The following is a 26,328-nucleotide window of genomic DNA, read 5'->3' on the forward strand; positions in this document are numbered from 1 at the left end:
CCCGGCCGGGGCCTCAGGTCGTCGTGTCCATCCGGAAGACCGCCACGACCTTGCCCTTCACCGCCTCGCCCCAGCGCAGTTGCACCTGGTTGCCCGACGCTCCCTGCTCGGGCAGCGCGTTCGGGAAGACATAGCGCGCGGCGTTCGCTGCCGTGGTGATCGCGCCTTCCGGGCAGATGCTTTCCACCATCCGCACCCGCCCGCCGAACGGAATGTAGCCTGCGGCGTCGATGGTCCAGGTGTCGGCGGCGGTGTTCTGGGTGTGGGTGACGACCAGCGGGTTCATGATCGTCTGGTCGACCTGGTTGAAGGTATTGCCTTCCACCCGCACATTGCGCGACCGGGCAAAGTCCAGCGCGGCAAAGCTGGTGTCCACCATCTCGACCCGGTCCACCGTGGCGTTGAACACCCGGAAGGTGTTGCTCGTCAGGGCAAAGCCGTTGAAGAAATGCCCGGTGCCATAGGGTTTCACCACCAGCCAGCGGAACGCCGACGACACGTTCGAGGCGATGAAGATGTTGCCGGTCACGTTCAGCCCGCCGAACGAGAACTCGGCGTTGAACTCGGGCTCGACGTCATGCTCGTTGCCCCATTCGATGAAGCAGTTGTCGACGTAGTTGCCGCTGACGACGGTGGCGACGTTGGTCTGGGTGAAGATCAGCCCCGCCAGCCGCACGCCCGAGGTCTGGTCGTCGCCCTGGAAGAAATGGTTGGACTGCACCATGTGGCTGGTGCCGTTCATCACCGCAAAGTGGCGGAAGCGCACCACCCGGTTGTTGCGGATCTTGGCGTCGTTGGCCTGGATGTTCAGCGCAATCGTGGTGCGGCTTTGCGCCGGCAGCGACTGTTCGTTCGACAGGAACTGGCAGTGGTCCACCTGGATTCCCTGGCAACCGGACCCGGTCGAGGTGATGCCGCGGTCGAGCGGCCGGTTGAAGGTGCAGTTGTCGAAGCGGTTCACCGACCCCGCCAGCGGCAGCAACACGCCCGAGGCAAGGCCAAGGCAGTTGAACTCCAGCTCCTGCATCTCGAACCGCGACATCTGCGAGAAGCCACTGAAATCCAGCAGGTACTTGAACCGGGTGAAGGTATAGGTCCGGGTGCCGGCAGCGCCGTACAGCGGCTGCGACAGTTCCACCGTGCCGGCACCGATGTCCTTGGCCTTGACATAGACTTCGCGGCCCACGCCGGTGGCCTGCACCAGCGCACCCAGCGGCACGTTGGCCACGTTGACCACGCCGGTCAGCGTGGTCGCGGCGGCGGTGGAATAGGTGGCGACCGAGGTCACCACCTCGCTGGTCCAGGCGGTCGAGGTCACCGCGTTGATCGAGCCGTTGCGCAGCACCCGGCGGTTCGAGAAACTGGTCAGCCCCGAGATCGCCGCCACGTCCACCGGCGCGGTCAGATCGACCCGGCGGCCCGACATGTCGAAGGTGACGTGGTCGCTGAAATAGAACAGCGCCTGCAGGGCCCGCCGGAACCCCTCGGCATCGCCGCCATAGGCCGCGGAATAGGTGTCCAGATCGAAGTTGCGCGTCAGCACCAGCCGGTTCGCGGCCGGCTGGGTGATGGTGCCGACAAAACGGATGGGGGAATTCACCGTCAGGTTGCCGGCGATCAGGTAGGTCCCCGAGGACACCAGGATCGACCGTCCCGCCGCCGCCAGGTCGGCCGCCTGGAAGGCCGCGAAATCGTTGGCCACGCCATCGCCCACCGCGCCATAGTCGCGCACGTCCACCACGTCGACCAGGCCGCGCAGGAAGACCTCGGTCACGTCCTCGACCACGATGTCGTCGATCCGCACCACGCCGCCGGTCGATCCGGTCAGGTCAAGCCCGACATGGGCGAAGACCGGCTCCAGCCCCCAGGCCAGGTCCACCCCCTGCCGGTTGCCGGCGCCGATGATGGTCTGAAGCGTGACGATCTCGCCATAGCTCAGAAGCTGCACCGAGGCATCGGTCTGCGGCACGCCGCCGACGTTGCTGCCACCGGCATTGCCGGCCCAGGCGGCGATGCGTGCCTCGGGCAGGTTGCCCGACACCGCCTTCAGCTTCACCGTGATGCGGATGTACATGTCCGGCCGCAGCGGCGTTTCGGCAAAGGCCCGCAGCTTCTGGGTGGCCGCCGTTTTCTGCAACTCAAGGCAGCTGCCGAAATCCTGGTCGTTCGAAACCAGCGCGGCGTTCGGGGCCCCGGAATACGAGGCATCGCCCGGCACGCCGTTTGCGCTGGACCAGTTCGCGAGACCCGCCGAAAACGGCGGCGGCATCAGGACCAGCCCTTCGGTAATCGCCTTGTTCATCTGCACATTCCCTTGCCGAATTGCTTCCGACGCGCCGCCAGGACGGGGCCGCGCCCTCGGGCAAGGGAAGTATCAACGAAGGGTTAACCGGGTCTCAGGCGGGCGCGCGGGGCACCGGCGCCGCGCGCAACGGCCGGCTCAGGCGGTGACGTCCTGGCTGTCAAGGATCACCACCCCGTCGATCCGCCAGCCTTCCGGCGTCTCGACCATCTCATAGCCCAGGACGTGCACCCGCCCCGCGCCATCGGTGATCTGCACCTTCTGCCACAGCTGGCCGTCGCGGTCCTCAAGACCCAGCATCCGCACCTCGGCCGGGCGATGCACCATCGGATATCCCTGCACCACCATCCGGCCGAACCTTTCGGACGTGCCGAACATCGTCTGGATGCCGGGGCTGGCATAGCTGAAGGCGGTGGCGAAGTCGTCTTGTCGGAAGGCGTCGATCTGGGCGCGGATAGTGCCCTCGATCGGCGCCTCCTGCGCGGCGGCGGGCAGGGCCAAGGTCAGGATCAGGGCGGCGACACGGGCAAGGCGCATGGGGCGGGCCTCCGGGCTGGACAAGGGTCAGCTAGCGCCCCCGCCCCGCCCGTCAACGCCCCCCCCGTCAACGCCTGCCCGCCAACGCCTACTTGACAGCTCCCCGCCCGCCGCGCTGTCCTTGGGCTTTCCCAAGCCTGAAGGAACCCCCGCCATGCGCGCCGCCCTTTGCCTGCTTGCCGCCCTTGCCGCCGCCGCCCCTGCTCTGGCCCAGTCGGAAGAGACGGTGACCATCGACACCCCCCTCGGCCCGGTGATCGGCACGCTGGAAACCCCGGCCGGCGACCCCGCGCCGGTGGTTCTGCTGTTGCACGGCTTCACCGGCAGCCGGGACGAGTTGCCCGTCGCCGGCACCGAAGAGGGCGTGTTTTCCCGCACCGCCCGCACGCTGGCCGAACAGGGCATCGCCTCGCTGCGGATCGACTTCCGCGGTTCGGGCGAAAGCCCCGGCGCCTTTGCCGACACCACCTTCGAAGGCCAGGTGGCCGACGGCCTGGCCGCGCTGGCCTGGGTGCAGGCGAACCCCGCCGTCGACGGCCAGCGCCTTGCCGTCCTGGGCTGGAGCCAGGGCGGCCTTGTCGCCACCGCCGTCGCCGGCCGGTCCGACACGCCCGATGCGCTGGTGCTGTGGGCCGCCGTGGCCGACCCGAAGGAAAGCTTCGGCGGCATCCTCGGGGCCGAGACCCTGGCCGCGGGCCTGGCCGCCGGCGATGCGCCGATTCCGGTCAAGCTGCCCTGGGCCGAAATCCAGCTGAAACGCGGCTTCTTCGAGGGCATCCAGAGCTTTGACCCCAAGGCCGAGCTCGCCGGCTACGCCGGGCCGCTGTTCGTGGCCCACGGCACGCAGGACACCACCGTCCTGCCCCACGCCGCCGACGATTTCCTTGCCGCGCATGACGGGCAAGAGGTGAAGTGGACCGCCGAGATGGACCACGTCTTCAACGCCTTCACCGGCCCCGACACGCTGGACCAGATGCTGGGCGAAACCATCGGCTTCCTGAAGCCGCACCTCCAGTAAACCCGGGCGCCGATTTCCGAAGTCGGAAATCGTGGACGGAATTCGTCTTCGAATTCCGTATCCCGAAGTCGCGCAATGGGGGGGTGCGTCAGGCCCCGACCAGCTCGCCCTTCAGCGCGCGGGCGATCAGCGCCTCGGTCTCGGCCACGCCGTACAGCGCGATGAAGCCGCCGAAGCGCGGGCCTTCGCTGGCGCCCAGCAGCACCTCGTAGAGGGCCTTGAACCAGTCGCGCAGCGGCTCGAACCCGTGGTCCTTGCCCACCGCATAGACCACCGCCTGCAAGGCCTCGGGGTCATGGGTGCCTTCCCAGACCGCCAGCCGCGCCCGCAGGTCCTCGATCGCCGCGCGCTCGCGCTCGTCGGGCAGGCGGAAAGCGCGAGTGGGGGCGATCTTGTCGGCAAAGTAGCGCACCGCAAAGCCGGCGGCGGCGTCCAGGTCGGGGTGCGTCTCGGGGCTGGCCTCGGGCGCATAGGCCTTGATGTAACCCCACAGCCCGCGGGCATTCTTGGCGCCCGACACCGAGGCCAGGTTCAGCAGCATCGCAAACGGCACCACCATGTGCGACGCCGGCGGCTTGCCGTTGTGGATGTGCCAGACCGGGTTGTTGACGCGGGCCTCCAGCTCCTGCTCGGGGAAGGCCTTCAGTTGCTGGTGATACTCGTCCACCGCCTTGGGGATCACGTCCCACCACAGCCGCTTGGCGGTCTTGGGCTTCTGGTACATGAAGTAGCTGAGGGATTCCGTCGCCGCATAGGTCAGCCATTCGTCGATGGTCAGGCCGTTGCCCTTGGACTTGCTGATCTTCTGCCCCTCGAAATCCAGGAACAGCTCATAGGTGAAGTGGTTGGGCTTGCGGCCGCCCAGCACCTCGCAGATGCCGTCGTAGATCGGCGTGTTGGTGCTGTGGTCCTTGCCGTACATCTCGAAGTCGACGTCCAGCGCGGCCCAGCGGGCGCCGAAATCGGGCTTCCACTGCAGCTTCACATGCCCGCCGGTGACCGGCAGCGTCCATTCGCGGCCCGTCTCGTCATCGAAGGTGATGGTGTGGTTCACCTTGTCGATGTGCTTCATCGGCACATACAGAACGCGCCCCGTCTCGGGGTGGATCGGCAGGAAGCAGGAATAGGTCTGCTGGCGCTCCTCGCGCAAGCTGGCAAGCATGATCTCCATGATCTGCTCGTAGCGTTCGGCGGCCAGCCGCAGCGTGTCGTCGAAGCGGCCCGACTTGTAGAACTCGGTCGCCGAGAAGAACTCATACTCGAAACCGAAGGTGTCCAGGAACCGCCGCAGCATGGCGTTGTTGTGGGCGCCGAAGCTTTCGAACTCGCCATAGGGGTCGGGCACCGATGTCAGCGGCTTCTGCATGTGCTGGCGCAGCATCTCTTGCTGCGGAACGTTCTCGGGCACCTTGCGCATGCCGTCGACGTCGTCGGAAAAGCAGATCAGCCGCGTCGGGATATCGCTGATGATCTCGAACGCCCGGCGGATCATCGTCGTGCGCGCCACCTCGCCGAAGGTGCCGATATGCGGCAGGCCCGAGGGGCCGTAGCCGGTCTCGAACAGCACATAGCCCTTGGCCGGGTCCTTGCCGCCATAGCGTTTCAAGACCGCGCGCGCCTCTTCGAACGGCCAGGCCTTCGATTTCATCGCAGCGTCGCGGAGCGCGGTCATGGAGGGAATCCTTTGCGGGCGGGCCGGAAACCCCTTGTCCCCGGCCTGCCGTCCTCTATTGCCGTGGCCCCGCCCCGTCAATAATCTCCGCCCCGCAATGCCCTGAAGGAGCCGACCATGACCGATACCGCGCCGATGTCGCCGCAAGATGCCCTGGTGGCGGTGATGGTGGCCTGCTCGGCGGCCGACCAGAACATGCGCACCGCCGAACTGGTGGCCATCCAGCGGGTGGTGAACCACATGCCGGTCTTCGCCAGCTACGACGCCGACCGCATCCGCCGCGTCAGCCAGACCGTGTTCGACCTGTTCGAGGAAGAAGACGGCCTCGACGCCCTGTTCGGACTGATCCGCGGGGCCCTGCCCGAGCGGCTGTTCGAGACGGCCTATGCGCTGGCCTGCGATGTGGTGACGGCGGATGGCAAGCATTCCCAGGAGGAGCTGCGGATGCTGGAAGAGGTGCGCGAAGAGCTGAAGATCGACCACCTGCATGCCGCGGCCATCGAATGGGGCGCGCGGGTGCGGCACATGATGCCCTGAGCGCAAACCGTGGCAGACGGAATTCGAAGTCGAATTCCGTGCACGATTTCCGACTTCGGAAATCGCCTGCTTCCCCGGCCGCCCGGCTTAGCCGTAAAGCGTCGCCCAGCGGCTGATCAACTGCCCTTGCATCCGGCGCGCGCGCTTGGTCCAGCCTTCGGCGCCGGGCGGATCTTCGCGCTCGGCTGCGGGCACGGCGTCGCGGCGGGCAGGATCGCCCGAGAAGATGGCAAAGACCATCTCCCGCCCACTGGGCGGCACGATGTGCCCGGCCAGGCCCGAGACGAAGTTCAGCGTGCCGGATTTCGCCAGAACCGTCACCGGGTGCCCCTCGATCACGCGGCCCTTGTCGTCCTTCATGCCGACGTCGCGCAGGATCGGTCGCAACCCCCGCCGCCGGGCGTGATCGGCCAGCAGCACCTTGACCATGTCGGAAGCGGTGATCCGTGAGTCACCGCCCAGCCCCGAATGATCGGCAAAGCGGGCGCCAATGCCAAAGGCGGTCTGCGCCCAGGCCGTCATCGTCGCCGCAGAGGACGCCAGCCCCCCCGCCCCGCTGGCCGCCAGACCGCTGCATTCCGCGGTCAGGTTGGTCGAGAACTTCAGCATGTCGCGCAGCACGTCCGGCAGCGCTTCGCTATCCACCCGGCCGATCTCGCTGCCCTGCGGCAAGGCGATGACTGGCGCGGCCGGCGGCAACTCGATGCCCTGCGCGCGGGCCAGCGTGCGGAAGACTTCGGCCACATAGACCCCGGGCAGACGCACTGGCAACCACCGGCTGCCGCCCTTGCCCAGCGCCGCCGAGGCCACCGTCCAGTCCTCGTGATCCGGGCCGCGGTCATAGGTGAACAGCGGGGTCTCGCGGCGGGCGACCGACATCCGGGCCATCTGCACCAGCGGCAGAAAGCGCTCGCCGCGCGCATCCATCTGCACTGCCCAGTCGTCGCCGGCCTGCTTCCACTCGAAGTTCACCCGGTTGAAGTTCAGGCAAAGGCCGGAAATCGCCGGGTTGTAGCCGACATGCACCGGCTGATCGTCCGAGACGCGGTCCAGCGCCGGCAACGCCTGTTCCCAAAACAGCAATGCGCCCGTGACGCCACGCAGGCCGGCGGCCGCCAGCCGCTCCACCAGGTTGCCCAATTGGTCGGTCTGCAAGGTTGCGTCGCCGCCGCCCGCCAGCACCAGGTCGCCCTGCACGATGCCGCCAATGATCGGACCCGTCGCCAGCACCCGTGTCGCGAAGCGGTGCCCCGACCCCAGCCGCTCCAGCGCGTAGAGCGCGGTCACCGCCTTGGCGACCGAGGCCGGCGGCAACGGCGCCTCGGCCGACCTCGCCTCCAGCACCACGCCGGTTGCCGCGTCGGCCAGCACATAGGCCACCGTGCCGCCCAGCTCGGCCGCGGCAATCAGGCGTTCGGCGCCGGCCGGGGCCGCCGCCGGCCAACCGCCCCGCGGCACCGGCCGGGGCGAACGCTCGATGACCTCGGCCAGCCCCGGAAAAGCCGCCCCGGCCAGAACCCCCGCCAACACGCCGCGCCGCGAAATCACACCCGAATCTCCACCCGAATCTCTGCCCGAATCTCTGCCCGTATCCCCGATGGAACACCCCTTTCGGCATACTCGATTCGGGGAATTCCGCCAGCCCCGCAAACCCGACCCGGGTCAGAGGGGGGCGCTGCCCCCGTCTTCGCGAAGGCGCGAAGACTCCCCCGGGATATTTTTTGCAGAGAGGAAGGCAGGGGCACGCGTCTGCCTTCCTCTCTGGGAAAATATCCCCGCCGGAGGCCCCGGCCAGTGCCAGGAGCCAAGGCCCGGAGAGGGCGTCGCGCCGATGCCGGGCGGCCGAGCCGGTTGGCGCGCTTGCGCGCCAGAGGCGAGAGACAAGGCGTGCGGACGCGCTTTCGCGGACGCTCCGCCGGATCACCGCCGCCAGCCGCCCCGCGCGCGGATTTCTGTCGATGACGCATCGTGCATCGGCAGGTTCACGAAGACCCAGGCCGGGGCCTTGCGCCGCGCTAGGTTCTCGCCCCGGTGAACCCGGTTGCCGCGGAAGATCTGTGCCGCCACCGACAGGCGCGCCTTCAGCCCCGAGCCGGGCCGGGCCAGCACACCCACCGCCACCAGGGCCATGATCTCGCGCCAGCGGCCCCATTTGTGGAACTGCACCAGATTGTCGGCCCCCATGAGCCAGACGAAGGCCACCCCCGGATAGATCGCCTGCAGGCGCTTCACCGTGTCGGCGGTGTAGACCGTGCCCAGCCGCGCCTCGAGGTCGGTGACCACCACCCGGGGGTGCCGCATCAGCGCCCGCGCATGCGCCAGCCTGTCGGCCATCGGCGCCGGCTGGCGGGCTTTCAGCGGGTTGCCGGGCGAGACCAGCCACCACACCCGGTCGATCCCCATCCGCTTCAGCGCCTCGCGCGTGACATGCACATGCCCCTCATGCGCCGGGTCGAACGACCCGCCCAAGAGGCCGATGACCATCCCGCGCCGCGCCACTGGAAATCCTGCAGGCATCCCGTTCCTCCGCCCTCACGGCCATGTGACCCGAAACCGCTAACACCTACAATGGCTTGCCGCAGGACACCCGGCCAGACCGGGCGAGGACGCCGGATTTCCGGCCCATCATCCCCCAGGCCCGATCCATGCCCGGCCGACCGCGCCACGCGCTCTGACCGTTGCAGCGCCGCCGCCGGCCCGCTACATGCACGGCAACCCGCGACAAGGAGCACCCGCATGGCCAGCTACCAGTACGTCTATCACATGGACGGCGTCTCCAAGACCTATCCCGGCGGCAAGAAGGTGTTCGAGAACATCCGCCTCAACTTCCTGCCCGGGGTGAAGATCGGCGTCGTCGGCGTCAACGGCTCGGGCAAGTCGTCGCTCCTGCGGGTCATGGCCGGCTGGGACAAGGACTTCACCGGAGAGGCCTGGGCCGCCAAGGGCGCCACCGTCGGCTACCTGCCCCAGGAACCGCAGCTGGACGAGGCGCTGAACGTCCGCGGCAACGTGATGGAGGGGGTCAAGGCCAAGCAGGCCAAGCTTGACCGCTACAACGAACTGGCGATGAACTACTCCGACGACACCGCCGAGGAAATGTCGGCCCTGCAAGACCAGATCGACGCCGAGAACCTGTGGGATCTCGACAGCCAGGTCGACGTCGCGATGGAGGCCTTGCGCTGCCCGCCCGACGATGCCGACGTCACCACCCTGTCCGGCGGCGAAAAGCGCCGCGTCGCGCTGTGCAAGCTCTTGCTCGAAGCGCCCGACATGCTGCTGCTCGACGAACCGACCAACCACCTCGATGCCGAAACCATCGCCTGGCTGCAAAAGCACCTGATCGAATACAAGGGCACCATCCTGATCGTCACCCACGACCGCTATTTCCTGGATGACATCACCAGCTGGATTCTGGAACTCGACCGCGGCCGCGGCATTCCCTACGAAGGCAATTACTCGGCCTGGCTGGAACAGAAGGCCAAGCGTCTGGCGCAAGAGGCGCGCGAGGATCGCTCCACGCAAAAGACCCTGGAACGAGAGCTGGAGTGGATTCGCGCCGGCGCCAAGGCCCGGCAGGCCAAGCAGAAGGCCCGGATCAACGCCTATGAGGAAATGGCCTCGAAATCCGAGCGGGAAAAGATCGCCACCGCGCAGATCATCATCCCCAACGGCCCGCGTCTGGGCGGCAAGGTGATCGAGGTGGAAAACCTCGCCAAGCACTACGCCGACAAGCAGTTGATCGAGGGCCTTTCCTTCGCCCTGCCCCCCGGCGGCATCGTCGGCGTGATCGGCCCCAACGGCGCCGGCAAATCGACCCTGTTCCGCATGCTGACCGGGCAGGAACAGCCCGACAGCGGCACCATCACCCTGGGCGACACGGTGAAACTGGCCTACGTCGACCAGTCGCGCGATTCGCTCAACCCCAACAAGACGGTGTGGGAGGAAATCTCCGACGGGCTGGAAATCCTGGAACTCGGCGACGCCACGATGAACAGCCGCGCCTATTGCGGGGCGTTCAACTTCAAGGGCGGCGACCAGCAGAAGAAGGTCGGCCTGTTGTCAGGCGGCGAACGCAACCGCGTCCACCTGGCCAAACTCCTGCGCGCCGGCGGCAACGTGCTTCTGCTCGACGAACCCACCAACGACCTCGACGTCGAAACCCTGCAAGCCCTTGAGGCCGCCCTGGAAGACTTCGCCGGCTGCGCCGTGATCATCAGCCACGACCGCTTCTTCCTCGACCGCCTCTGCACGCATATCCTTGCGTTTGAAGGCGACGCGAAAGTGGAATGGTTCGAGGGCAACTTCGAGGCCTACGAGGAAGACAAGGTGCGGCGTCTGGGCCCGGATTCGATCGAGCCGAAGCGGGTGAAGTACAAGAAGTTCACGAGGTGAGGGGATGTCTCACGCCCTATTCTTGGACGCCAATGTCTTCCTGTCCTTCTACGCTTTTGGAAAGGATGATTTGGAGGAAATGGCGAAAGTCGTCAAACTGATTGGCGATGAGGAAATAACGCTCCATACGAACACACACTTGGAGTCTGAGATCAGACGAAATCGTGAAGGAAAGATCGGCGAGGCCTTTTCAAGCATAAAATCGTTGAGCTTCTCAAGAGAGTACCCACACTACTTCAATGACTACCCAGAACTTGGTCAGATTAGAACAAAGCTGAAGGAAGTTTCGCTGCTCCACTCCAAGCTAGTAGACCAAGCTCGGAAGGACATTGAGTCAAGATCATTGCGTGCAGATCATTTAATAGAAGGCCTTCTCAAGCTTGGCACCCGGGATGACGTATCCAATCTTGAAGTTGAAGCCGCTTTGCGTCGGTGCGATTTAGGTGAGCCGCCGGGCAAGAAGGGTTCAATTGGAGATGCAATCCACTGGCTGAGCCTTTTAAAGAAGCCTGTCCACGCCATTTCTATTGTTTCTTTAGATTCAGATTTCTCAAATCCCCTTGACCCGCTGAAGATCAACCCATTTCTTGGGGATGAATGGAAGCGTGTGAAGAAATTCGGCCAACCTCACCTCTATCGATCACTTTCAGACTATTTCAAAGCACAATTTCCAAAGATCACACTTTCGGATGAGTTTGAGAAAGATGAGCTCGTCAAGAAGCTGGTCCAATCAGCGAATTTCTCCGAAACCCATCAAATCATAGAGCGACTTACGCCGTTTTCGAGCTTCACGAAGGCACAAGTCCGAGGGCTATTCAACGCTCTGCTCCAGAATACGCAAGTGGGTTGGATCGCCACAGATCCGGATGTGAAAGACTTCTACTTGACCCTAAGGGGTCAAGCCGTTCACCTCGATGGTCGTGAACTCAGGGCTGCTTCTGAGCTATTGGAAGTGCACGAAGACTATTTTGACATTCCATTCTGACGAAGGACAGTTTTAGTGGTCCTTGGTCGCATCTGAACATGCACCCCCCGCCCGATTTGTCCCGCGACAAATCGGGCCGCGCCTGCCTGCCCCTCGGCAGGCGCGACAAGCGCGCTACCCGGCCCTCGCAAGCGTGCTCGGGCGTTCGGCGGGAAAACAGTCCACTGGACTGTTTTCCGATCCGCCTCACCCCAGGCAGGCGCGCCCCGATTTCCAGCCCTGCGGGTCCCCGCCGCACCCCCCTTGCCTTGCGGCCTTGCGGCCTTCAGTCCATCGGGCCGGGCGACCGTCCACCGGACGGTCGCTCTCCGGCCCTCGGCCCCCCGCGTCCAACGCAGGGCGGGGTGGACCCCGCCCGACTCATTGCACCGACGAAGACACCCATTCCCCCGGCCGCACAACGAACCCGCGCTGCGCCGGGGTGTGGCTCACCACAAGACATGCGCCGCGACACCGGCATGGTCACCCGAGGGCGGGGGTCACCCCGCCTCTCCTCAGCCACCCGCAGCGGCGGGGTGAACCCCGCCCTGCCGCCAATGCGCCGACGAGAAGTCCCGATCTTCGCGTCGGGCTTCGCGCCGGGCCTCGCGCCCGTGTATCACCGGGTTGTTGTGGCCAGACCAGACCTGCGCCGCAAAGTCGGATTCGTCGCCGATGTGATGCTGCCGGAACCGGGGTTGCCCAGGCCCGACCTCGCCCTTCCGCCGCGGGGCGGGGCTCAGCCCGCCGTTCTTCCGGCCAATCGGCGGCGGCGGCGGGGCGAAGGCCCGCGCCTTGCGCATCTGCACCCGGAGCCGCGCCTTGATCGCCCCCCAAACCGTGTGCCGAAATCCTTGCGTCCCTCAGAATGGTCCACGGGACCGACTTGCCCCCAGCCGGATGCCCGGGGTCGGGCCTCACCCCGTCCGGCATCTGCCAAATGCAATGCAGATGGTTCGGCAGCATCCCCCGGCCTCAATCCCGAGCGGACGCGCGGTCCGGGTCTGTGCCACCGCCCGCCGCAAGGCTGCGACCGCGCGCACCAGAAGGTCGCCGCCCCGCACGGCCAGGCAGGCCGTGAAGAGCGCCCGCGCCCGCGTCCGTTTCGGTTGCACGCAGTTCGGCCTGAAAGCCGTCCCGCGGACCCGATCCTTAACAAATCCCTAAAATGGATTCGTAACCCATTGGAATCCTTTGCGGCCTGAGGTGTCCCATCATGGGACACGCCGCCACCTTTCCGCATCCCCGCCCCACTTTGGCCCGAATCGCCCCCGATTCTGACCCTAGGGATCAACGGAGGATACCATGGCCATCGTGGCGGTTCTTTTCGGCGGAATGCTCGGGTTCGTGGCCGCGGTCGCCGCCCTCCTCCTCGGCGCCAGCCTCGCCAGCGCCGTCACCCTCTGGGTCGTGACCGGCCTGGTTGCCGTCGCCCTCGCCGGGGTCTTCGCCCTGTCGCCCCGCCACGAACCTGCCCCGCAGAAGGCCTGAGCGCCGCAAAAATTCTTGCCTTCCGGCGCGACCTGCCTAATATTTCCCGGCGCGACGTTATCTCTCTCGATCTGTCTCCGACCTTCGGCCACAGCTATCGACTACAGCTGACTGCGCCAGGCCGCCGCACTCCCGCGGGCGGCATTTCGGAAGGAGACCTCACGATGGCCAAGGGCACCGTGAAGTGGTTCAATGAGACCAAAGGCTATGGCTTCATCGCGCCGGAAGGCGGCAAGAAGGACGTGTTCGTCCACATCACCGCGCTTGAGCGCGCCGGAATCCGCAGCCTGAAGGACGGCCAGGCCGTGACCTTCGACATCGAAGCCGGCCGCGACGGCCGCGAATCCGCGACCAATCTGGCGCTGGCCTGATTTCTGCCGAAGAACGACGGAAAGGCGGTCTGCTGAGGTCCGCCTTTTTCGCATTCCGCGAAGCCTTGCGTCCCGCCCGCGTGCAAGGCTGAGGGCAACCCGGTTTGCCCCGAGAGACGGCCCGGCTGGCGGGCCTCCGGCCAGGGTTGCCTGTCGCGGGCGGCAGATCGGTGACGGCGTGTTGCCCAACGGACCTAGGTGCCGCAAGATCGCCGGGCCTTCCTTTGCCGGAACCCCAGAATGCCCGACCCCGACTATTCCCGACTGATCGATGCCCCGACCTGGGCCTTTATCCGGGCTACGGAAGCCGCCTATCCGGCCGATACCGCGGCGCTGGGTATCGCCGATCAGCGGGCGATCTATGACCGCATGTGTCGCGCCTTTTTCCGTGGCTATCCGGAGGGAGTGACGGCGCTGGATCAGAGCATCGCAGGCATTCCCTGCCGGCGCTATCCGGGCGCCGGGCCGGCCAGCGTGCTCTATGCCCATGGCGGTGGCTTTGTGGTCGGAGGCCTGCACAGCCATGATGACGTCTGCGCCGAAATCCGGGCGGCCACGGGCCTGACGGTGATCTCGGTCGCATATCGCCTGTCCCCGGAACACCCGCATCCGGCCGCTCTCGACGATGTCTGCGGGGTGATCCGGGCCACTCCGGGCGCACTTGTCCTGGTCGGCGACAGCGCGGGAGGAAACCTGGTGGCGGCAGCGGCACATGCCCTGCGCGACCCGCGCCTGCTGGGCCAGGTGCTGATCTATCCGGGGTTGGGGGGCGACCGGGGCCGGGGCAGCGCTGTGACCCACGCCTTCGCGCCGATGCTGACCGCCGCCGATCTGGCGTTTTATGCTGGCATCCGGCACGGCGGCATGGCGCCGCCGGAGGGGGATGCGACGGTGTCTCCGCTGCAGGACGCAGAGTTCTCGGGGCTGCCGATGACCCTGGCGATCGGAGCGGAATGCGATCCGCTGCATGACGATGCCATTGAATATGCTGAAAAGATCAGCGCTGCCGGCGGGCTGGCCCGGGCCGTGACAGCCACCGGGCTGGTGCATGGCTACCTGCGGGCGCGGGCGACGGTGCCGCGGGCCGCAGAGAGCTTTGACATGGTCTGCAAGACCATCGCGGCCTTTGCCGAGGGGCGCTGGCCGTTCTAGACCGCGAAGAAGGGCGCCGCCTTCATCGTGGCAGGCACTGGAATGCCCATGCGAGTGAGGATGGAGGGGGCCAGGGCAAGCTGGTCCAGCACAACATCCGGGGCCGGCATGGGCGAGGCGCCGAAGTAGTAGAAGGCGAAGTCCTGCTGCGCCTCGCCGGTACCGCCGTGGTGGCCGCGGGCGTCCTGCCCATGGTCAGCCGTGACGATCACCTCAAAGCCGCCGCGGCGCCAACTGTCGATGAACGGCGCCAGCGTCGCGTCCATGGCGAAGCAGGCGTGGTCCATTTCCTCGCAGTCGTGGAAGAAGCGGTGGCCCATGCTGTCCAGCGTGCAGGTGTGCAGGATGCCGTAGTCGATGCCTTGCACCTCGGCCAGCCGGGTGAGCGTGCCGAACAGGTCGTAGTCGGCCGGGGTCATCTGGTTGGCGTGCCCGTAGCCGTGCATGGTGTGGAACCGGCCATGAGTGATCGGGCCGCCGGGTTCGTCATATTCGATGTCGCGCACCACGTCGAACGGGGCGCGGTTGAAGAATTCCGACCAGTAGCTGTGGGTCACGGCGCCGGTCTTGCGGCCGGCCTTGGACAATTCCGAGAACACGTCGGGAAACTCCAGCCGGCGGATGTCGGCGTTGTCCCAGATGCGGTGCACCTGCGGCGGCAGGCCAGTGTGGATCGAAGCGTAACACGAGGCAGAGGTCGAGGGCAGCACCGAGCGCATCCGCCAGACCCGCGCCTCGCCCGATTGCACCCAGCCTTCAAGGTTGCCGAACAGCCGCCGCCAGTTGGCGTAAGGAACCCCGTCGAGGATGATGAGCAGCAGTTTCGTCACGTCCGGTTCCCGTCTGGTCAGTGTAAGGCGGACCTATGGCAAACCGCCATACGTTCCGCGGGCGCGGCCCCGGCGCTAATTCCCGGCGCTTTCCATCTTGCGATGCGCGATCACCTGTTCCAGCCAGCCGATTTCCATCTCGGGGACGGACGACAGCAACAGGTCGGTGTAGTTGTCGAAGGGCGGGGCCAGCACGTCGGATTTCTGCCCGTAGCGCACCACCTCGCCCTTGTACATGACCGCGATCTTGTCGGCGATCGCCTTCACCGTCGCCAGGTCGTGGGTGATGAACAGATAGGCCACCTTCTCCAGCGCCTGAAGGTTCAGCAGCAGCTTCAGGATGCCGTCCGCGACCAGCGGGTCCAGCGCCGAGGTGACCTCGTCGCAGATGATGAGCCTGGGCTTGGCCGCCAATGCGCGGGCGATGCAGACGCGCTGCTTTTGCCCGCCAGACAGTTCGGCCGGGTAGCGTTGGGCATAGCCCTTGCCCATCTCGATTTCATCCAGCAGCTCTTGCACCCGGCGGTCGCGCTCGGCCCCGCGCAGGCCGAAGTAGAATTCCAGCGGCCGGCCGATCAGGGTGCCGACGGTCTGGCGCGGGTTCATCGCCGTGTCGGCCATCTGGTAGATCATCTGGATTTCGCGCAGGTCGTCGCGCGAGCGGCCCTTGAGATCGGGCGACAGCACGCGCCCGGCAAAGGTGATGCGCCCGGCCGAGGGCGGCAAAAGGCCGGTGATCACCCTCGCCAGGGTGGACTTGCCCGATCCGCTTTCGCCCACAACGGCCAGGGTCTGGCCGGGGGGAAGGTCCACCGTCACCCGTTTCAGGACGTCGAAATGGGTGCCGCGGTAGCGGGCGGTGATGCCTTCCACCTGAAGGACCGGCGGCGCCGGGGGCTTTTCGACATGTTCGAGGCTGCGGACCGAGACCAGCGCGCGGGTATAGTCCTGCTGCGGGTCGTGGATGATCTGGGCCGTCGGCCCGATCTCGACCATCCGGCCGTGCCGCAGCACCATGATCTCGTCCGAGACTTGCGCCACCACGGCCAGGTCGTGGGTGATATAGAGCGCCGCGACATGGGTGTCGCGGATCGCTTCCTTGATCGCGGCCAGCACGTCGATCTGCGTCGTCACGTCCAGCGCCGTGGTCGGTTCGTCGAAGATCACCAGATCGGGGCGCGGGCACAGCGCCATGGCCGTCATCGCCCGCTGCAATTGCCCGCCCGAAACCTGGTGTGGATAGCGGTTGCCGAACCCGTCGGGGTTGGGCAGGCCCAGCTTGCGAAACAGCGAGATCGCCCGTGCCTCGGCCTCGGGGCGGGACATCAGGCCATGCGCGAGGCTGGCCTCGATGACCTGCTCCATCAGCCGTTTGGCCGGGTTGAAGGCGGCGGCGGCGGATTGCGCGACATAGGTCACCTCGCGGCCACGCAAGCTGCGCAGATCTTGCGGGCCGGCCTGGCGGATGTCGCGGCCATTGAGCCGGATCGTGCCACCCGTCAGCCGCACGCCGCCGCGGCCATAGGCCATGGCGGACAGGCCGATGGTGCTTTTGCCGGCACCGGATTCCCCGATCAGCCCCAGCACGCGGCCACGCTTCAACGTCAGATCGACGCCGTGGACAAGGGTGACCTCTCTGGCCGGTTCGCCCGGCGGGTAGCTGGTGGCCTCGATCTTGAGGCCGCGGATGGAGAGCAGGGTGTCGTCAACCACCGCGGCCCCCTTTCAGGCTGGAGGTGCGGGTCAGCACCCAGTCGGCCACCAGGTTGACACTGATCGCCAGCGCGGCAATGGCGGCGGCGGGCAGCAATGCGGCCGGCTTGCCGAAGATCAGCCCGTCCTTGTTCTCTTTCACCATGCCGCCCCAGTCGGACAGTGGCGGCTGCACACCCAGGCCCAGGAACGACAGGGTCGAGATGAACAGCACCGCGAAGATGAAGCGCAGGCCGAACTCGGCCACCAGCGGCGACAGCGCATTGGGCAGGATTTCGCGGAAAATCACCCAGGTCCCGCCTTCGCCGCGCAGCCGGGCGGCCTCGACATAGTCCATCACGGCAATGTCCATGGCGACCGCCCGCGACAGGCGGAAGACGCGGGTGCTGTCCAGGATGCCCATGACCAGGATCAGCACGGTCAGGTTCAACGGCAGGACCGAAAGCATGACAAGGGCCACGATCAGCGACGGGATCGCCATGACCAGATCGACGATGCGCGACAGCAGCTGATCGACAAAGCCGCCTGAAACGGCGGCAAGAAAGCCCAGGAACGCGCCCATCGAGAAGGCCAGTGCCGAGGAGGCGAGCGCCACGAAGATCGTGACCTGGCCGCCGTAGATCAGCCGCGACAGGATATCGCGGCCGATGGAATCGGTGCCCAGCCAGTAGTCGGCCGAGGGGCCTTCCCAGACCTTCCCGGCCGAGGCGTCGATCGGATAGGGCGCGATCCATTGGGCGAAGACGGCTGAAAACAGGAACAGGCCGGTCAGCGTCAGGCCGATCAGGGCGCTTAGCGGCGGTCTCATTTCGGGTGCCTCAGGCGCGGGTTGGCGATGATCGAGATCACGTCCGCCAGGATGTTGAGGAAGATGTAGACCGCGGCGAAGACCAGGCCCACCGCCTGCACCACCGGCAGGTCGCGCTTCGAGACATGATCGACCAGGTATTGCCCCAATGCGTTGTAGCCGAACACCACCTCGACCACGACGACGCCCACCACCAGGTAGGCCATGTTCAGCATCACCACCGAGACGACCGGCGCGATGGCATTGGGAAAGGCGTGGCGCCAGATCACCTGCATCGGCGTCAGGCCCTTGAGTTCCGCCGTCTCGATATAGGCCGACTGCATGACGTTCAGGATTGCCGCCCTGGTCATCCGCATCATGTGCGCCAGCACCACCAGAACCAGCACGATCACCGGCAAGGCCACCGCGTTCAGCTTCTGCCAGAAGGTCATGCCGCCGTAGATCGAGGCCACCGGCAGGAACACCGGAAAGACCTGGGTCAGCAGGTAGATGACGAAGTAGGCCGCCACGAATTCGGGCAGGCTGATGGTAGTCAATGTCAGGCCCGAGATCAGCTTGTCCTGCCATTTGCCGGCGTGACGGGCGGCGATCAGGCCCAGGATGATGGCCAGCGGCACCGAGATCACCGCAGCGCAGCTGGCCAGGAACAGCGTGTTGCCCAGCCGCTGCCCGATCGACTGCGCAATGTCGGCACCATTGGTCAGCGCCGTGCCCAGATCACCCGTCAGCACGCCACCCAGCCAGGCGAAGTATCGCTCCAGCGGCGGACGATCGAGACCCAGCTTCTCGCGCAGGTTGGCCAGCGCCTCGGGCGTGGCCTGCTGGCCCAGGATCGCCTGGGCGGTATCGCCCGGCAGCGCCTCGACGCCCAGGAAGATCACCGCCGATACGGCGAGAAGCAGCAGAAGGCCCAGCGCAATGCGCTGGACCACCAGTTTCAGGATGGGATGCACGAGGCGCCGGCCCTATGCCAGCCAGCAGCGCACCTGCGCCCGGCCGTTCATCAACTCGCCATTGGGGTCGTCCACCCAGCCGGCGATCTTGTCCGACACGCCCGAGACGAAGTCGTTGAACATCGGCAGGATCAACCCGCCCTCGTCGCGCAGGATCTGGGCCATCTCCTTGTACATGCCCTTGCGCTTGGCAGCGTCCAGTTCGCCCCGGGCCGCCAGCAGCAACTCGTCGAACTTGGCGTTCTTGAACTTGGTGTCGTTCCATTCGGCGGTGGACAGATAGGCGGTTGTGTACATCTGGTCCTGCACCGGGCGACCGCCCCAGTAGCTGGCGCAGAAGGGTTCGACGTTCCAGACGTTCGACCAGTAGCCGTCATCGGGTTCCAGCTTCACCTCAAGCGGAATCCCCGCGGCCTTGGCAGAGGCGGCGAACAGGTTCGCGGCATCCACCGCACCCGGGAAGGCGCCCGGCGCCGTGCGCAGGATGATTGGGCTACCGTCATGGCCCGACGCCTTGTAGTGCTCGGCCGCCTTGGCCGCGTCAAAGTCGCGCTGCTCGATGCTGTCGTCGAACAGCGGATAGGCGGCATTGATCGGAAAGTCGTTGCCGCGCGACCCCAGGCCGCCCAGGATCTTGTCCACCATTTCCTGCCGGTTGATCGCCAGCTTCAGCGCCATCCGCAGGTCGTTGTTGTCGAAGGGCGCCTTGTCGACATGCATGATGAAGACATAGTGCCCGCGGCCCGCCGCGGCGCGGATCTGGATGCCGGCGGCGCCCTTCAGCAGTTCGACGATCTTCGGATCGACCCGGTTGATCATGTGGACCTGGCCCGACTGCAGTGCCGCGGTGCGGGCGGTGTTGTCGTTGATGACCAGGATCTCGACCTCGTCGGCATGGCCGATCGTGCTGTCGAAGTAATTGGCATGCTTGACGAAGGTGTGCCGCACGCCCGGCTCGTTCACCACCACCTTGTAGGGGCCGGCGCCAATGCCCGAGGTCGGGTTGTCCACGCCGCCACCGGGCTGGATCATCAGGTGATAGTCGCCCATCAGATAAGGCAGGTCGGCGTTCGGCGCGACCAGCTTCAGGGTGACCATGTCGCCTTCGGCCTTCATCTCGGCGATGCCCTGCACGATGCCCAGCGCGCCCGACTGCGCCTTTTCGTCGGTGTGCCGCTTCAGCGTGGCCACCACATCCTCGGCGGTGACGGTCTGGCCGTTGTGGTATTCCACGCCGGCGCGGATCTTGAACTTCCACTCGCTGGCGTCGGGGGATGAGCTGATCTCTTCGGCGATGCGGTTGTCGATGCTGCCGTCGGGGTTGACGTCGACCAGCATCTCGCCCCAGGTCATGTTCACCTGATAGGGCACTTCCGAGGCCGCAAGTGCGGGGTCCAGGCTGTTGGTGCTTTCGCCGCCGGCCATGCCGACGCGGATCACGCCGCCCTTCTTGGCCTCTTGCGCCAGCGCGGTCTTGGAAAACAGCGCCGAGGCCAGCCCCGCCGTGATGCCCATGGCCGAGGCGCGGCCGACGAATTCGCGCCGGGTCATGCGGCCACGGCGCACCGTTTCGATCATCCGGTCCAGTTGGTCCGTCATCGTTCTTCTCTCCCTGTCTCGGCCCGATTTTTCCCGGCCCGTTTGTTGATTTGTCACTCACTAAACCGCGAAGGGGCTGGCGGGGCAACGATTCTCGCCCCCGCCAGGTCGCGGATCACACAAAGCGGCGCTCCACCTCCTCGTCCCAGTGCCGTTCCAAGACCAGCACCTCGCCCTCCCAGGCGGTGAGGTGGGCGCGCATCCGAAGGTGGCTTGCCGAGGCCGTCATTTCGGCCTCGGCCCGGGTTTTCACCCGCCATTCCCCGCGCGACAGGCGCTGTTCCCAGACATGGACCGCCCGCGCACTGAGCGGATCGTCGGGATGGATTTCCCAGCGTTCGCTCATCGTCTCGCCGCTGCACAGGCCATGCGCCAGATTCTCGGCGTCGCCGAGGTCGTCCTCGACCACCAGCGCCTCGGTCCCCGCGATCAGGTCGCGCTCGATGATCCGCCGGCTCTTGCCGCTGCGGATCACCCGATGCTTCCAGGGCGCAGCATGCTCCGCCGGCGGCGGCACCCATTCGGCCGCATCGGCGCCCCGCTGCACCGGCAAGGTCAGGCGCCCTGCCGTCACCGTCAGGCACCCGGCTTCCGGCGAGGGCCAGACGAAGGGCCAATAGCTGTTCGACAGCGCCAGCCGCAGCCGATGCCCCGCCGCCAGCCGATAGCCCATCTGGTCCAGCTTGAAAGCGACCTCGACCGCCTGCCCCGGCACCATCGGCGCGGGCTGCGCCATGCCGCCGCGATGGCACAGGTTCAGCATGCCATGCGCGATCCGCACACTCGCCCCGTCCGGCGCCACATCGCAGAGCCGCGCCACCACAAAGCCCAACGGCCGGTCCGAGGCCAGCCGCAGCCGCAGTTCCGCCGCCCCCAGCAATTGCAGGTCCTCGGCCAGAACCGGCCCGTCGAAACAGACCGACAGCGCATCGTCTGCCGCCTGGTTGCCCGGCATTTCTGCGTTCAGCCCCATCGGAAAGAACTCGCCCGCCGCCAACCCCAGATGCTGCGGCGTGGCCACGCTCACCGAAAACGCGCCCGCCCCTACATCTTGGCCCAAATACCCCGCGGGGGGTCCGGGGGGCGCGAAGCCCCCCGGCGCCGCCAGATGCCAGACCTGCGGCACGACGCGCAGCGACGGCCAGGCGCCCTCGGCCACCCAATGCCCCGCGCGGTGCACCGCGCTGGCGTCCGGCGGCCGGGAATGCAGGATGTAGGCGCGATAGGCCGGGTCAGCCTCGGCGCCATTCTCGATGCCCTTCAGCCAGCGATCCCACCAGCGGATCGCCATCTGCAGGAAGCCCACCTGCGGCCCCGGCACGGCGGTCTGCGGATACTGGTGCACCCAAGGGCCCACCACGCCCTTCACCGGCGCCGGTGCCCCTGCCACCATCGCCGCCACAGTGTTCATGTAGCCGTCCGCCCAGCCGCCCCAGACCATCGCCGGCACCCGGTTGCGCGCCCAGTTCTCGCAGACCGAGCCATGCGCCCAATAGCTGTCGCGCGCCTGGTGCCCCGCCCAGAGCGGCGCCAGCCAGGGCTCGGCCTCCAGCCGCTGCAACCACGTCTCACGCCAGTCCGGCCGCAACACCGGGTCCGGCGGACGGCTGGAATAGGACAGCATCACCGCCCCCCAGCCGAAGTTCTCGCCCAGAAGGCAGCCGCCCTTGAAGTGGATGTCGTCGGCAAAGCGGTCGCTGGTCGAGCAGACCGACACCACCGCCTTCAACGCCGGATGGCCGTTCCAGGCCGCCTGCAGGCAGTTGAACCCGCCCCAGCTTTTCCCCATCATTCCGACCGCGCCGGAACACCAGGGCTGCCGCGACAGCCAGTCGATCACCGACAGCGCGTCGTCCATCTCCTGCTGGCCATACTCGTCCAGCATCAGCCCGCCGCTGTCGCCATTGCCGCGCATGTCCACCCGCACGGCCGCATAGCCATGCCCGGCAAAATAGGGATGCATCCTTTCATCGCGCGGCAAGGTCCCGTCGCGCTTGCGGTAGGGGATGTATTCCAGCACCGCCGGAACCGGTCGCACCGCTGCATCCGCAGGCAGCCAGACCCGCGCCGACAGCCGCACGCCATCGGGCATCACGATCCCCATGTCCTCGTGCTCGACAACGCGACATGGGAAATCAGTGCGGATGGTCATCGGTGGCTCCTCTGCCGCCATCTGACCCCGCAGCGCGGTCCGCTCCGCGCCCGAACCCGCCGCCGCATCGCCGGAAAACGACAAAACCGGGGCCGACCGGAGCGTGTTCCTGCCTTGGTCAAGGCAGGCCCCGCTCATGGGGCGACGTTTGTCCGGCCGGTGGTCTTCACCAGATCGCCGGTCCCGCAGTCCTCAAGCTTCGCCATCGTCGAATCCTTCGAAAGCCGGATCGAGACACAGGCGGTCCTGCCGGTGACACGGGATCAGGCGTCGCCGGCACAGAGCGCACCCGTCCGGGTGATGCCGATGCCGTCACCGGCAATGGCCGGCAAGGCCATCCAGCGCCGCACCCTCACGGCGACGCCCGTGGCCCGGTCGGTGATGGTCACGGGTTCGGTGATCGCCATTGGGTCCGGAATCTCCCGGGCGCTGCTGTCGTTTCCCCGGTGTGCAGCACCGTGCCCCAGGGCGTGATGCGCATGCCGCCGCAGGAAGACGTGCCACGGACGATGGTCTCGACCAAGCGTTTCGCCAGCAAAATGCGCTGCACGCAGGGGTACAGCCTGCCCGCCGCGACACCGGCGCGACAGGGCAATTGCGCCGGGAAGACTGCCGGGCTTCGGTTTCCGGCGGAGAAGAGTCCCAAGCGGGCTACCGGTGCCGCATCTGCACCCCTATGCTGGCGCGGCCTACGGTGAGGACCCCTGCATGACCACCCGCCCCAACATCCTGATCCTGATGGTCGACCAGTTGAACGGAACGCTGTTCCCCGACGGGCCCGCGCCGTTCCTGCATGCGCCCAATCTGGCGCGGCTTGCCGCGCGGTCGGCCCGGTTCGCCAATACCTACACGGCCTCGCCGCTCTGCGCGCCCGCCCGTGCGTCGTTCATGTCGGGCCAGTTGCCGCGCCGCACCCGGGTCTACGACAACGCGGCCGAGTTCGCCTCTGACATCCCCACCTTCGCCCACCACCTGCGGAGGGCGGGCTATCAGACCGCGCTGTCGGGCAAGATGCACTTCGTCGGCCCCGACCAGATGCACGGGTTCGAGCAGCGCCTGACCACCGACATCTACCCCGCCGATTTCGGCTGGACCCCGGACTACCGCAAGCCGGGAGAACGGATCGACTGGTGGTATCACAACCTCGGCTCGGTCACCGGCGCCGGGGTGGCCGAGATCACCAACCAGTACGAATACGACGACGACGTCGCCTTCCAGGCGGTGCAGAAGCTGTATGACCTGTCGCGCGGGGCCGATGCGCGCCCTTGGTGCCTGTCCGTCAGCTTCACCCACCCGCATGACCCCTTCGTCGCCCGCCGCCGCTACTGGGACCTCTACGAAGGTGCCGCCGAGCTGGAACCGCCCGCGGCCATTCCCTATGACCAGATGGACCCGCATTCCCAGCGCTTGCTCGATGCCTGCGACTGGCGCGCCTTCGACATCACCGCCGACCAGATCCGCCGCGCCCGCCAGGGTTATTTCGCCAATATCTCCTATATCGACGACAAGATCGGCGAAATCCTCACCACGCTCGAGACGACCCGGCAAGAAGCCGTCGTGGTGTTCCTGTCGGACCACGGCGAGATGCTGGGCGAGCGCGGGCTGTGGTTCAAGATGAACTTCTTCGAAGGCTCGGCCCGGGTGCCGCTGATGATCGCCGCCCCCGGGCTGGCGCCGGGCCTGGTGGAAACCCCGGTCTCGACCATCGACCTGACGCCGACCCTCGCCGCGCTGGCCGGCGTGGACCTCGGCGAGGTGATGCCCTGGACCGACGGGGTGAACCTGGTGCCAGTGGCCGCAGGGGCGGCGCGCGGCCCGGTGCCGATGGAATACGCCGCTGAAGGCTCGATCACCCCGATGGTGGCCCTGCGCGAGGGGGCCTGGAAATACATCCGCTGCCCGGCCGACCCGGAGATGCTGTTCGACGTGGCGAACGACCCAGAGGAACGCGCGAACCTTGCCTCCGACCCGCGTGCAGCGGCGGTGCTGGCGCATTTCCAGGCCCTCGCCGAGGCCCGCTGGGACATTCCCCGCTACGATGCCGAGATCCGCGAAAGCCAGGCCCGGCGCTGGGTGGTCTATCAGGCGCTGCGCAACGGCGCCTATTTCCCCTGGGATTACCAGCCGCTGCGCGCGGCATCCGAGCGCTACATGCGCAACCACATGGACCTGAACGTGCTGGAGGAGTCCAAGCGCTTCCCCCGCGGCGAATGACGGTGATCCGGCAGAGCGGCGCAAGCGCCGCACGCCCTTTGTCTTGTCGTCGCCTTCGCTCCTCCTCGGGCAGATTGGGGGGCCAGCCCCCCAAACCCCCCGGGATATTTGAGGACAGATGAATGACAGCAGATTTCATCTGTCTTCAAATATCCCCCGCGGAGCGCCACGGCCGATGCCGGGAGAGCCGCCGGATGTGAAGCGTCACGTTGATGCCGGGCGGCCGAGCCGGTTGCGCGCTTGCGCGCAGAGGCGAGAGGAAAGATGTGCGGCGCTTGCGCCGCTCTGCTGGATCACCCCCGGTCAGGCGGCGAGCGATTTGATCAGGTCGGGCCCCAAGGCGCGGTTCGAGTTCACCCGCTTGTCTACCCTGTAGGGCGGGTGCAGCACGCCCTTTGCGGTGGGTTTCATCAGCAGCGCCGCTCCCTTGCCCGCCTCGCCCAGCCACAGGGGCCAGTCTGCCGCCTCAAGGATCACCGGTTCGCGGTGGTGCAGTCCGGCCATGCCCTCGCCGGCCTCGGTCGAGACGATGGCCAGGGTGTCGATGTCCTGCCAGCGCTGCCAGACGCCGGCCAGTGCCATCGGCTCCCCGTCCGCACGGGTGAAGTACCAGGGCAGGCGTTCGCCCTGTGGCCCCTCGCTCCATTCGTAAAAGCCGCTTGCCGGGACCAGGCAGCGGCGCGACCGGATCGCCTCGCGGAAGGCGGGTTTGGTGGCCACCGTTTCGGCGCGGGCGTTGATGATCAGCGGCCCGTCGGTGGGGGTCTTGTACCAGGCCGGCAGAAAGCCCCAGCGCATTGCCCGCAGTCGGCGCTGGCCGGCGTCCGAGGTGACCGTGGCGATGGGGGTCGTCGGGCAGACGTTGTAGTTCGGCACCGGAGGCAGGTCGTTCCCCGGCACCGCGCCGAACAGCGCTGCCAGCGCCTCGTTTGGGTGGGTGATGGTGAAGCGGCCGCACATCAGCGGACGCGCAGGGCCACGGCGCGGCTGGGGGTCGTGGCGGGGTCGCCGGGCATCGAGACGTAAGGCTCGGACACCTCCAGCCGATCCACCGGCAGGGCCTTCAGCGCTTCGGCAAAGCCGCCGTCCCAGAGCGTGCCCTTGACCGTCAGCACGATCACCCCGCCGGGCCTGGTGATGCGCACCAGTTCCGGCAGCGCCTCGGCGCCGACATGGCCGGTGGTGAAGACGCCGGTCGAGATCACCGCGGCGAAGCGGGCATCGGGGAAGTCGAGCGGTTCGCCCAGCACCGCGCGCGACAGACGGGCGTAAGCGCCCTTGCGGGCAGCGACCTTCAGCATGCCTTCGGAAATGTCCACGCCCCAGACCTCGGGCCAGCCAAGGATGCCGAACCACGGGCCCGCCAGCCCGGTGCCGACGCCGGCATCCAGGATCGGGCCCTCGCCACGCGGCAGGTGACGCGCCAGCAGCGCCAGACCGATCGAGGGGTGGCGGTAGCCCGCCTTCGCCATCTCGGCGTCATAACCCTCGGCCCAGGCGTCATAGGCCGCCGCCACCTCCTGTGGTGCCTTGGCGTCGTAGACTGCGCCCAGGTGTCCGCCGTGTTCAGCCATGCCGTGCCCCCTTGCTGCCCGGCGCAGAATAGCCAAGGCTGCGGAAATG

22 protein-coding genes are annotated in these 26,328 nt (G+C 66.9%); 8 read left to right on the forward strand and 14 right to left on the reverse strand.

Annotation, left to right across the window (positions count from 1 at the left end):
- Nucleotides 1–13 precede the first annotated feature (13 nt).
- The gene (locus tag LHP98_RS10035; protein ID WP_227252397.1) at nt 14–2,302 is read right to left on the reverse strand and encodes a glycosyl hydrolase family 28-related protein; all 2,289 of its coding nucleotides are present in this window, start codon (nt 2,300–2,302) and stop codon (nt 14–16) included.
- Between the two features lie 138 nt (nt 2,303–2,440).
- The gene (locus tag LHP98_RS10040; protein ID WP_227252398.1) at nt 2,441–2,839 is read right to left on the reverse strand and encodes a DUF4864 domain-containing protein; all 399 of its coding nucleotides are present in this window, start codon (nt 2,837–2,839) and stop codon (nt 2,441–2,443) included.
- 154 nt (nt 2,840–2,993) lie between these two features.
- Here LHP98_RS10040 and LHP98_RS10045 point away from each other — a divergent pair, with 154 nt between their 5' ends.
- Nucleotides 2,994–3,857, forward strand: coding sequence for an alpha/beta hydrolase family protein (locus tag LHP98_RS10045; RefSeq protein ID WP_227252399.1), 864 nt, complete (start codon nt 2,994–2,996; stop codon nt 3,855–3,857).
- An 88-nt stretch (nt 3,858–3,945) separates the two neighbouring features.
- On the opposite strand, the gene LHP98_RS10050 is transcribed toward LHP98_RS10045, so the two are convergent.
- Nucleotides 3,946–5,529 carry a lysine--tRNA ligase gene (locus LHP98_RS10050; RefSeq protein ID WP_227252400.1) on the reverse strand — a complete coding sequence of 528 codons (1,584 nt, stop codon included), beginning with the start codon at nt 5,527–5,529 and terminating at the stop codon, nt 3,946–3,948.
- Nucleotides 5,530–5,646: 117 nt separating this feature from the next.
- On the opposite strand from LHP98_RS10050, the gene LHP98_RS10055 reads away from it, so the two are divergent.
- Complete coding sequence (locus LHP98_RS10055) at nt 5,647–6,066, forward strand: tellurite resistance TerB family protein (RefSeq protein WP_227252401.1); 420 nt, start codon at nt 5,647–5,649, stop codon at nt 6,064–6,066.
- An 87-nt stretch (nt 6,067–6,153) separates the two neighbouring features.
- On the opposite strand, the gene dacB is transcribed toward LHP98_RS10055, so the two are convergent.
- Nucleotides 6,154–7,614: a D-alanyl-D-alanine carboxypeptidase/D-alanyl-D-alanine-endopeptidase gene (gene dacB / locus LHP98_RS10060; RefSeq protein ID WP_227252402.1), complete on the reverse strand. Its 1,461-nt coding sequence runs from the start codon at nt 7,612–7,614 to the stop codon at nt 6,154–6,156.
- Between the two features lie 372 nt (nt 7,615–7,986).
- Nucleotides 7,987–8,583, reverse strand: a complete 597-nt coding sequence (locus LHP98_RS10065; protein WP_227252403.1) for a nicotinate-nucleotide adenylyltransferase — start codon at nt 8,581–8,583, stop codon at nt 7,987–7,989.
- A 219-nt stretch (nt 8,584–8,802) separates the two neighbouring features.
- On the opposite strand from LHP98_RS10065, the gene ettA reads away from it, so the two are divergent.
- The 5 genes from ettA (at nt 8,803) to LHP98_RS10090 (ending at nt 14,436) form a co-directional block, all read left to right on the forward strand.
- Entirely contained in the window at nt 8,803–10,458 is a 1,656-nt protein-coding gene (ettA, locus tag LHP98_RS10070) for an energy-dependent translational throttle protein EttA (protein WP_227252404.1), read from the forward strand.
- Between the two features lie 4 nt (nt 10,459–10,462).
- A complete protein-coding gene (locus tag LHP98_RS10075) occupies nt 10,463–11,443 on the forward strand; it encodes a PIN domain-containing protein (RefSeq protein ID WP_227252405.1) in 981 nt (326 codons plus the stop codon).
- Between the two features lie 1,284 nt (nt 11,444–12,727).
- Complete coding sequence (locus LHP98_RS10080; RefSeq protein WP_227252406.1) at nt 12,728–12,913, forward strand: hypothetical protein; 186 nt, start codon at nt 12,728–12,730, stop codon at nt 12,911–12,913.
- Nucleotides 12,914–13,077: 164 nt separating this feature from the next.
- Entirely contained in the window at nt 13,078–13,284 is a 207-nt protein-coding gene (locus LHP98_RS10085) for a cold-shock protein (protein WP_227252407.1), read from the forward strand.
- A gap of 240 nt (nt 13,285–13,524) precedes the next feature.
- Nucleotides 13,525–14,436 carry an alpha/beta hydrolase gene (locus LHP98_RS10090; protein ID WP_227252408.1) on the forward strand — a complete coding sequence of 304 codons (912 nt, stop codon included), beginning with the start codon at nt 13,525–13,527 and terminating at the stop codon, nt 14,434–14,436.
- On the opposite strand, the gene LHP98_RS10095 is transcribed toward LHP98_RS10090, so the two are convergent.
- The 7 genes from LHP98_RS10095 to LHP98_RS10125 all read right to left on the reverse strand — a co-directional run bounded on the left by LHP98_RS10095 (nt 14,433) and on the right by LHP98_RS10125 (nt 22,898).
- Nucleotides 14,433–15,266: an alkaline phosphatase family protein gene (locus LHP98_RS10095; RefSeq protein ID WP_227252409.1), complete on the reverse strand. Its 834-nt coding sequence runs from the start codon at nt 15,264–15,266 to the stop codon at nt 14,433–14,435. The two genes, LHP98_RS10090 and LHP98_RS10095, sit on opposite strands and share 4 nt — an antisense overlap.
- A gap of 75 nt (nt 15,267–15,341) precedes the next feature.
- Nucleotides 15,342–16,979 (reverse strand): ABC transporter ATP-binding protein, encoded by a 1,638-nt coding sequence (locus tag LHP98_RS10100; protein WP_227252410.1) that lies wholly within the window; start codon nt 16,977–16,979, stop codon nt 15,342–15,344.
- A complete protein-coding gene (locus tag LHP98_RS10105) occupies nt 16,972–17,787 on the reverse strand; it encodes an ABC transporter permease (protein WP_227252411.1) in 816 nt (271 codons plus the stop codon). The genes LHP98_RS10100 and LHP98_RS10105 overlap by 8 nt, the downstream gene beginning before the upstream one ends.
- Complete coding sequence (locus tag LHP98_RS10110; RefSeq protein WP_227252412.1) at nt 17,784–18,740, reverse strand: ABC transporter permease; 957 nt, start codon at nt 18,738–18,740, stop codon at nt 17,784–17,786. The genes LHP98_RS10105 and LHP98_RS10110 overlap by 4 nt, the downstream gene beginning before the upstream one ends.
- A 12-nt stretch (nt 18,741–18,752) precedes the next feature.
- Complete coding sequence (locus tag LHP98_RS10115; protein ID WP_227252413.1) at nt 18,753–20,339, reverse strand: ABC transporter substrate-binding protein; 1,587 nt, start codon at nt 20,337–20,339, stop codon at nt 18,753–18,755.
- Between the two features lie 115 nt (nt 20,340–20,454).
- The gene (locus tag LHP98_RS10120; protein WP_227252414.1) at nt 20,455–22,491 is read right to left on the reverse strand and encodes a CocE/NonD family hydrolase; all 2,037 of its coding nucleotides are present in this window, start codon (nt 22,489–22,491) and stop codon (nt 20,455–20,457) included.
- A 263-nt stretch (nt 22,492–22,754) separates the two neighbouring features.
- Nucleotides 22,755–22,898: a hypothetical protein gene (locus LHP98_RS10125; RefSeq protein WP_227252415.1), complete on the reverse strand. Its 144-nt coding sequence runs from the start codon at nt 22,896–22,898 to the stop codon at nt 22,755–22,757.
- Between the two features lie 301 nt (nt 22,899–23,199).
- On the opposite strand from LHP98_RS10125, the gene betC reads away from it, so the two are divergent.
- Nucleotides 23,200–24,705, forward strand: coding sequence for a choline-sulfatase (gene betC, locus LHP98_RS10130; protein WP_227252416.1), 1,506 nt, complete (start codon nt 23,200–23,202; stop codon nt 24,703–24,705).
- Between the two features lie 303 nt (nt 24,706–25,008).
- On the opposite strand, the gene LHP98_RS10135 is transcribed toward betC, so the two are convergent.
- Nucleotides 25,009–25,665, reverse strand: coding sequence for an SOS response-associated peptidase (locus LHP98_RS10135; RefSeq protein ID WP_227252417.1), 657 nt, complete (start codon nt 25,663–25,665; stop codon nt 25,009–25,011).
- Nucleotides 25,665–26,279: a class I SAM-dependent DNA methyltransferase gene (locus LHP98_RS10140; protein ID WP_227252418.1), complete on the reverse strand. Its 615-nt coding sequence runs from the start codon at nt 26,277–26,279 to the stop codon at nt 25,665–25,667. Before LHP98_RS10140 ends, LHP98_RS10135 begins: the two co-directional genes overlap by 1 nt.
- Nucleotides 26,280–26,328 lie beyond the last annotated feature (49 nt).

Origin of the sequence: Rhodobacter sp. Har01 (genome assembly GCF_020564565.1) — a bacterium.
GTDB lineage: Bacteria > Pseudomonadota > Alphaproteobacteria > Rhodobacterales > Rhodobacteraceae > Pseudogemmobacter.

What these genes read in the sequence shown, in the direction of transcription:
- LHP98_RS10115 (WP_227252413.1), bottom strand. Translation starts at nt 20,339, where the DNA reads ATGACGGACCAACTGGACCGGATGATCGAAACGGTGCGCCGTGGCCGC.
- ettA (WP_227252404.1), top strand. Translation starts at nt 8,803, where the DNA reads ATGGCCAGCTACCAGTACGTCTATCACATGGACGGCGTCTCCAAGACC.
- LHP98_RS10045 (WP_227252399.1), top strand. Translation starts at nt 2,994, where the DNA reads ATGCGCGCCGCCCTTTGCCTGCTTGCCGCCCTTGCCGCCGCCGCCCCT.
- betC (WP_227252416.1), top strand. Translation starts at nt 23,200, where the DNA reads ATGACCACCCGCCCCAACATCCTGATCCTGATGGTCGACCAGTTGAAC.
- LHP98_RS10035 (WP_227252397.1), bottom strand. Translation starts at nt 2,302, where the DNA reads ATGAACAAGGCGATTACCGAAGGGCTGGTCCTGATGCCGCCGCCGTTT.
- LHP98_RS10085 (WP_227252407.1), top strand. Translation starts at nt 13,078, where the DNA reads ATGGCCAAGGGCACCGTGAAGTGGTTCAATGAGACCAAAGGCTATGGC.
- LHP98_RS10080 (WP_227252406.1), top strand. Translation starts at nt 12,728, where the DNA reads ATGGCCATCGTGGCGGTTCTTTTCGGCGGAATGCTCGGGTTCGTGGCC.
- LHP98_RS10065 (WP_227252403.1), bottom strand. Translation starts at nt 8,583, where the DNA reads ATGCCTGCAGGATTTCCAGTGGCGCGGCGCGGGATGGTCATCGGCCTC.
- LHP98_RS10050 (WP_227252400.1), bottom strand. Translation starts at nt 5,529, where the DNA reads ATGACCGCGCTCCGCGACGCTGCGATGAAATCGAAGGCCTGGCCGTTC.
- LHP98_RS10040 (WP_227252398.1), bottom strand. Translation starts at nt 2,839, where the DNA reads ATGCGCCTTGCCCGTGTCGCCGCCCTGATCCTGACCTTGGCCCTGCCC.
- LHP98_RS10075 (WP_227252405.1), top strand. Translation starts at nt 10,463, where the DNA reads ATGTCTCACGCCCTATTCTTGGACGCCAATGTCTTCCTGTCCTTCTAC.
- LHP98_RS10090 (WP_227252408.1), top strand. Translation starts at nt 13,525, where the DNA reads ATGCCCGACCCCGACTATTCCCGACTGATCGATGCCCCGACCTGGGCC.
- LHP98_RS10105 (WP_227252411.1), bottom strand. Translation starts at nt 17,787, where the DNA reads ATGAGACCGCCGCTAAGCGCCCTGATCGGCCTGACGCTGACCGGCCTG.
- LHP98_RS10125 (WP_227252415.1), bottom strand. Translation starts at nt 22,898, where the DNA reads ATGGCGATCACCGAACCCGTGACCATCACCGACCGGGCCACGGGCGTC.
- LHP98_RS10055 (WP_227252401.1), top strand. Translation starts at nt 5,647, where the DNA reads ATGACCGATACCGCGCCGATGTCGCCGCAAGATGCCCTGGTGGCGGTG.
- LHP98_RS10135 (WP_227252417.1), bottom strand. Translation starts at nt 25,665, where the DNA reads ATGTGCGGCCGCTTCACCATCACCCACCCAAACGAGGCGCTGGCAGCG.
- LHP98_RS10120 (WP_227252414.1), bottom strand. Translation starts at nt 22,491, where the DNA reads ATGACCATCCGCACTGATTTCCCATGTCGCGTTGTCGAGCACGAGGAC.
- LHP98_RS10140 (WP_227252418.1), bottom strand. Translation starts at nt 26,279, where the DNA reads ATGGCTGAACACGGCGGACACCTGGGCGCAGTCTACGACGCCAAGGCA.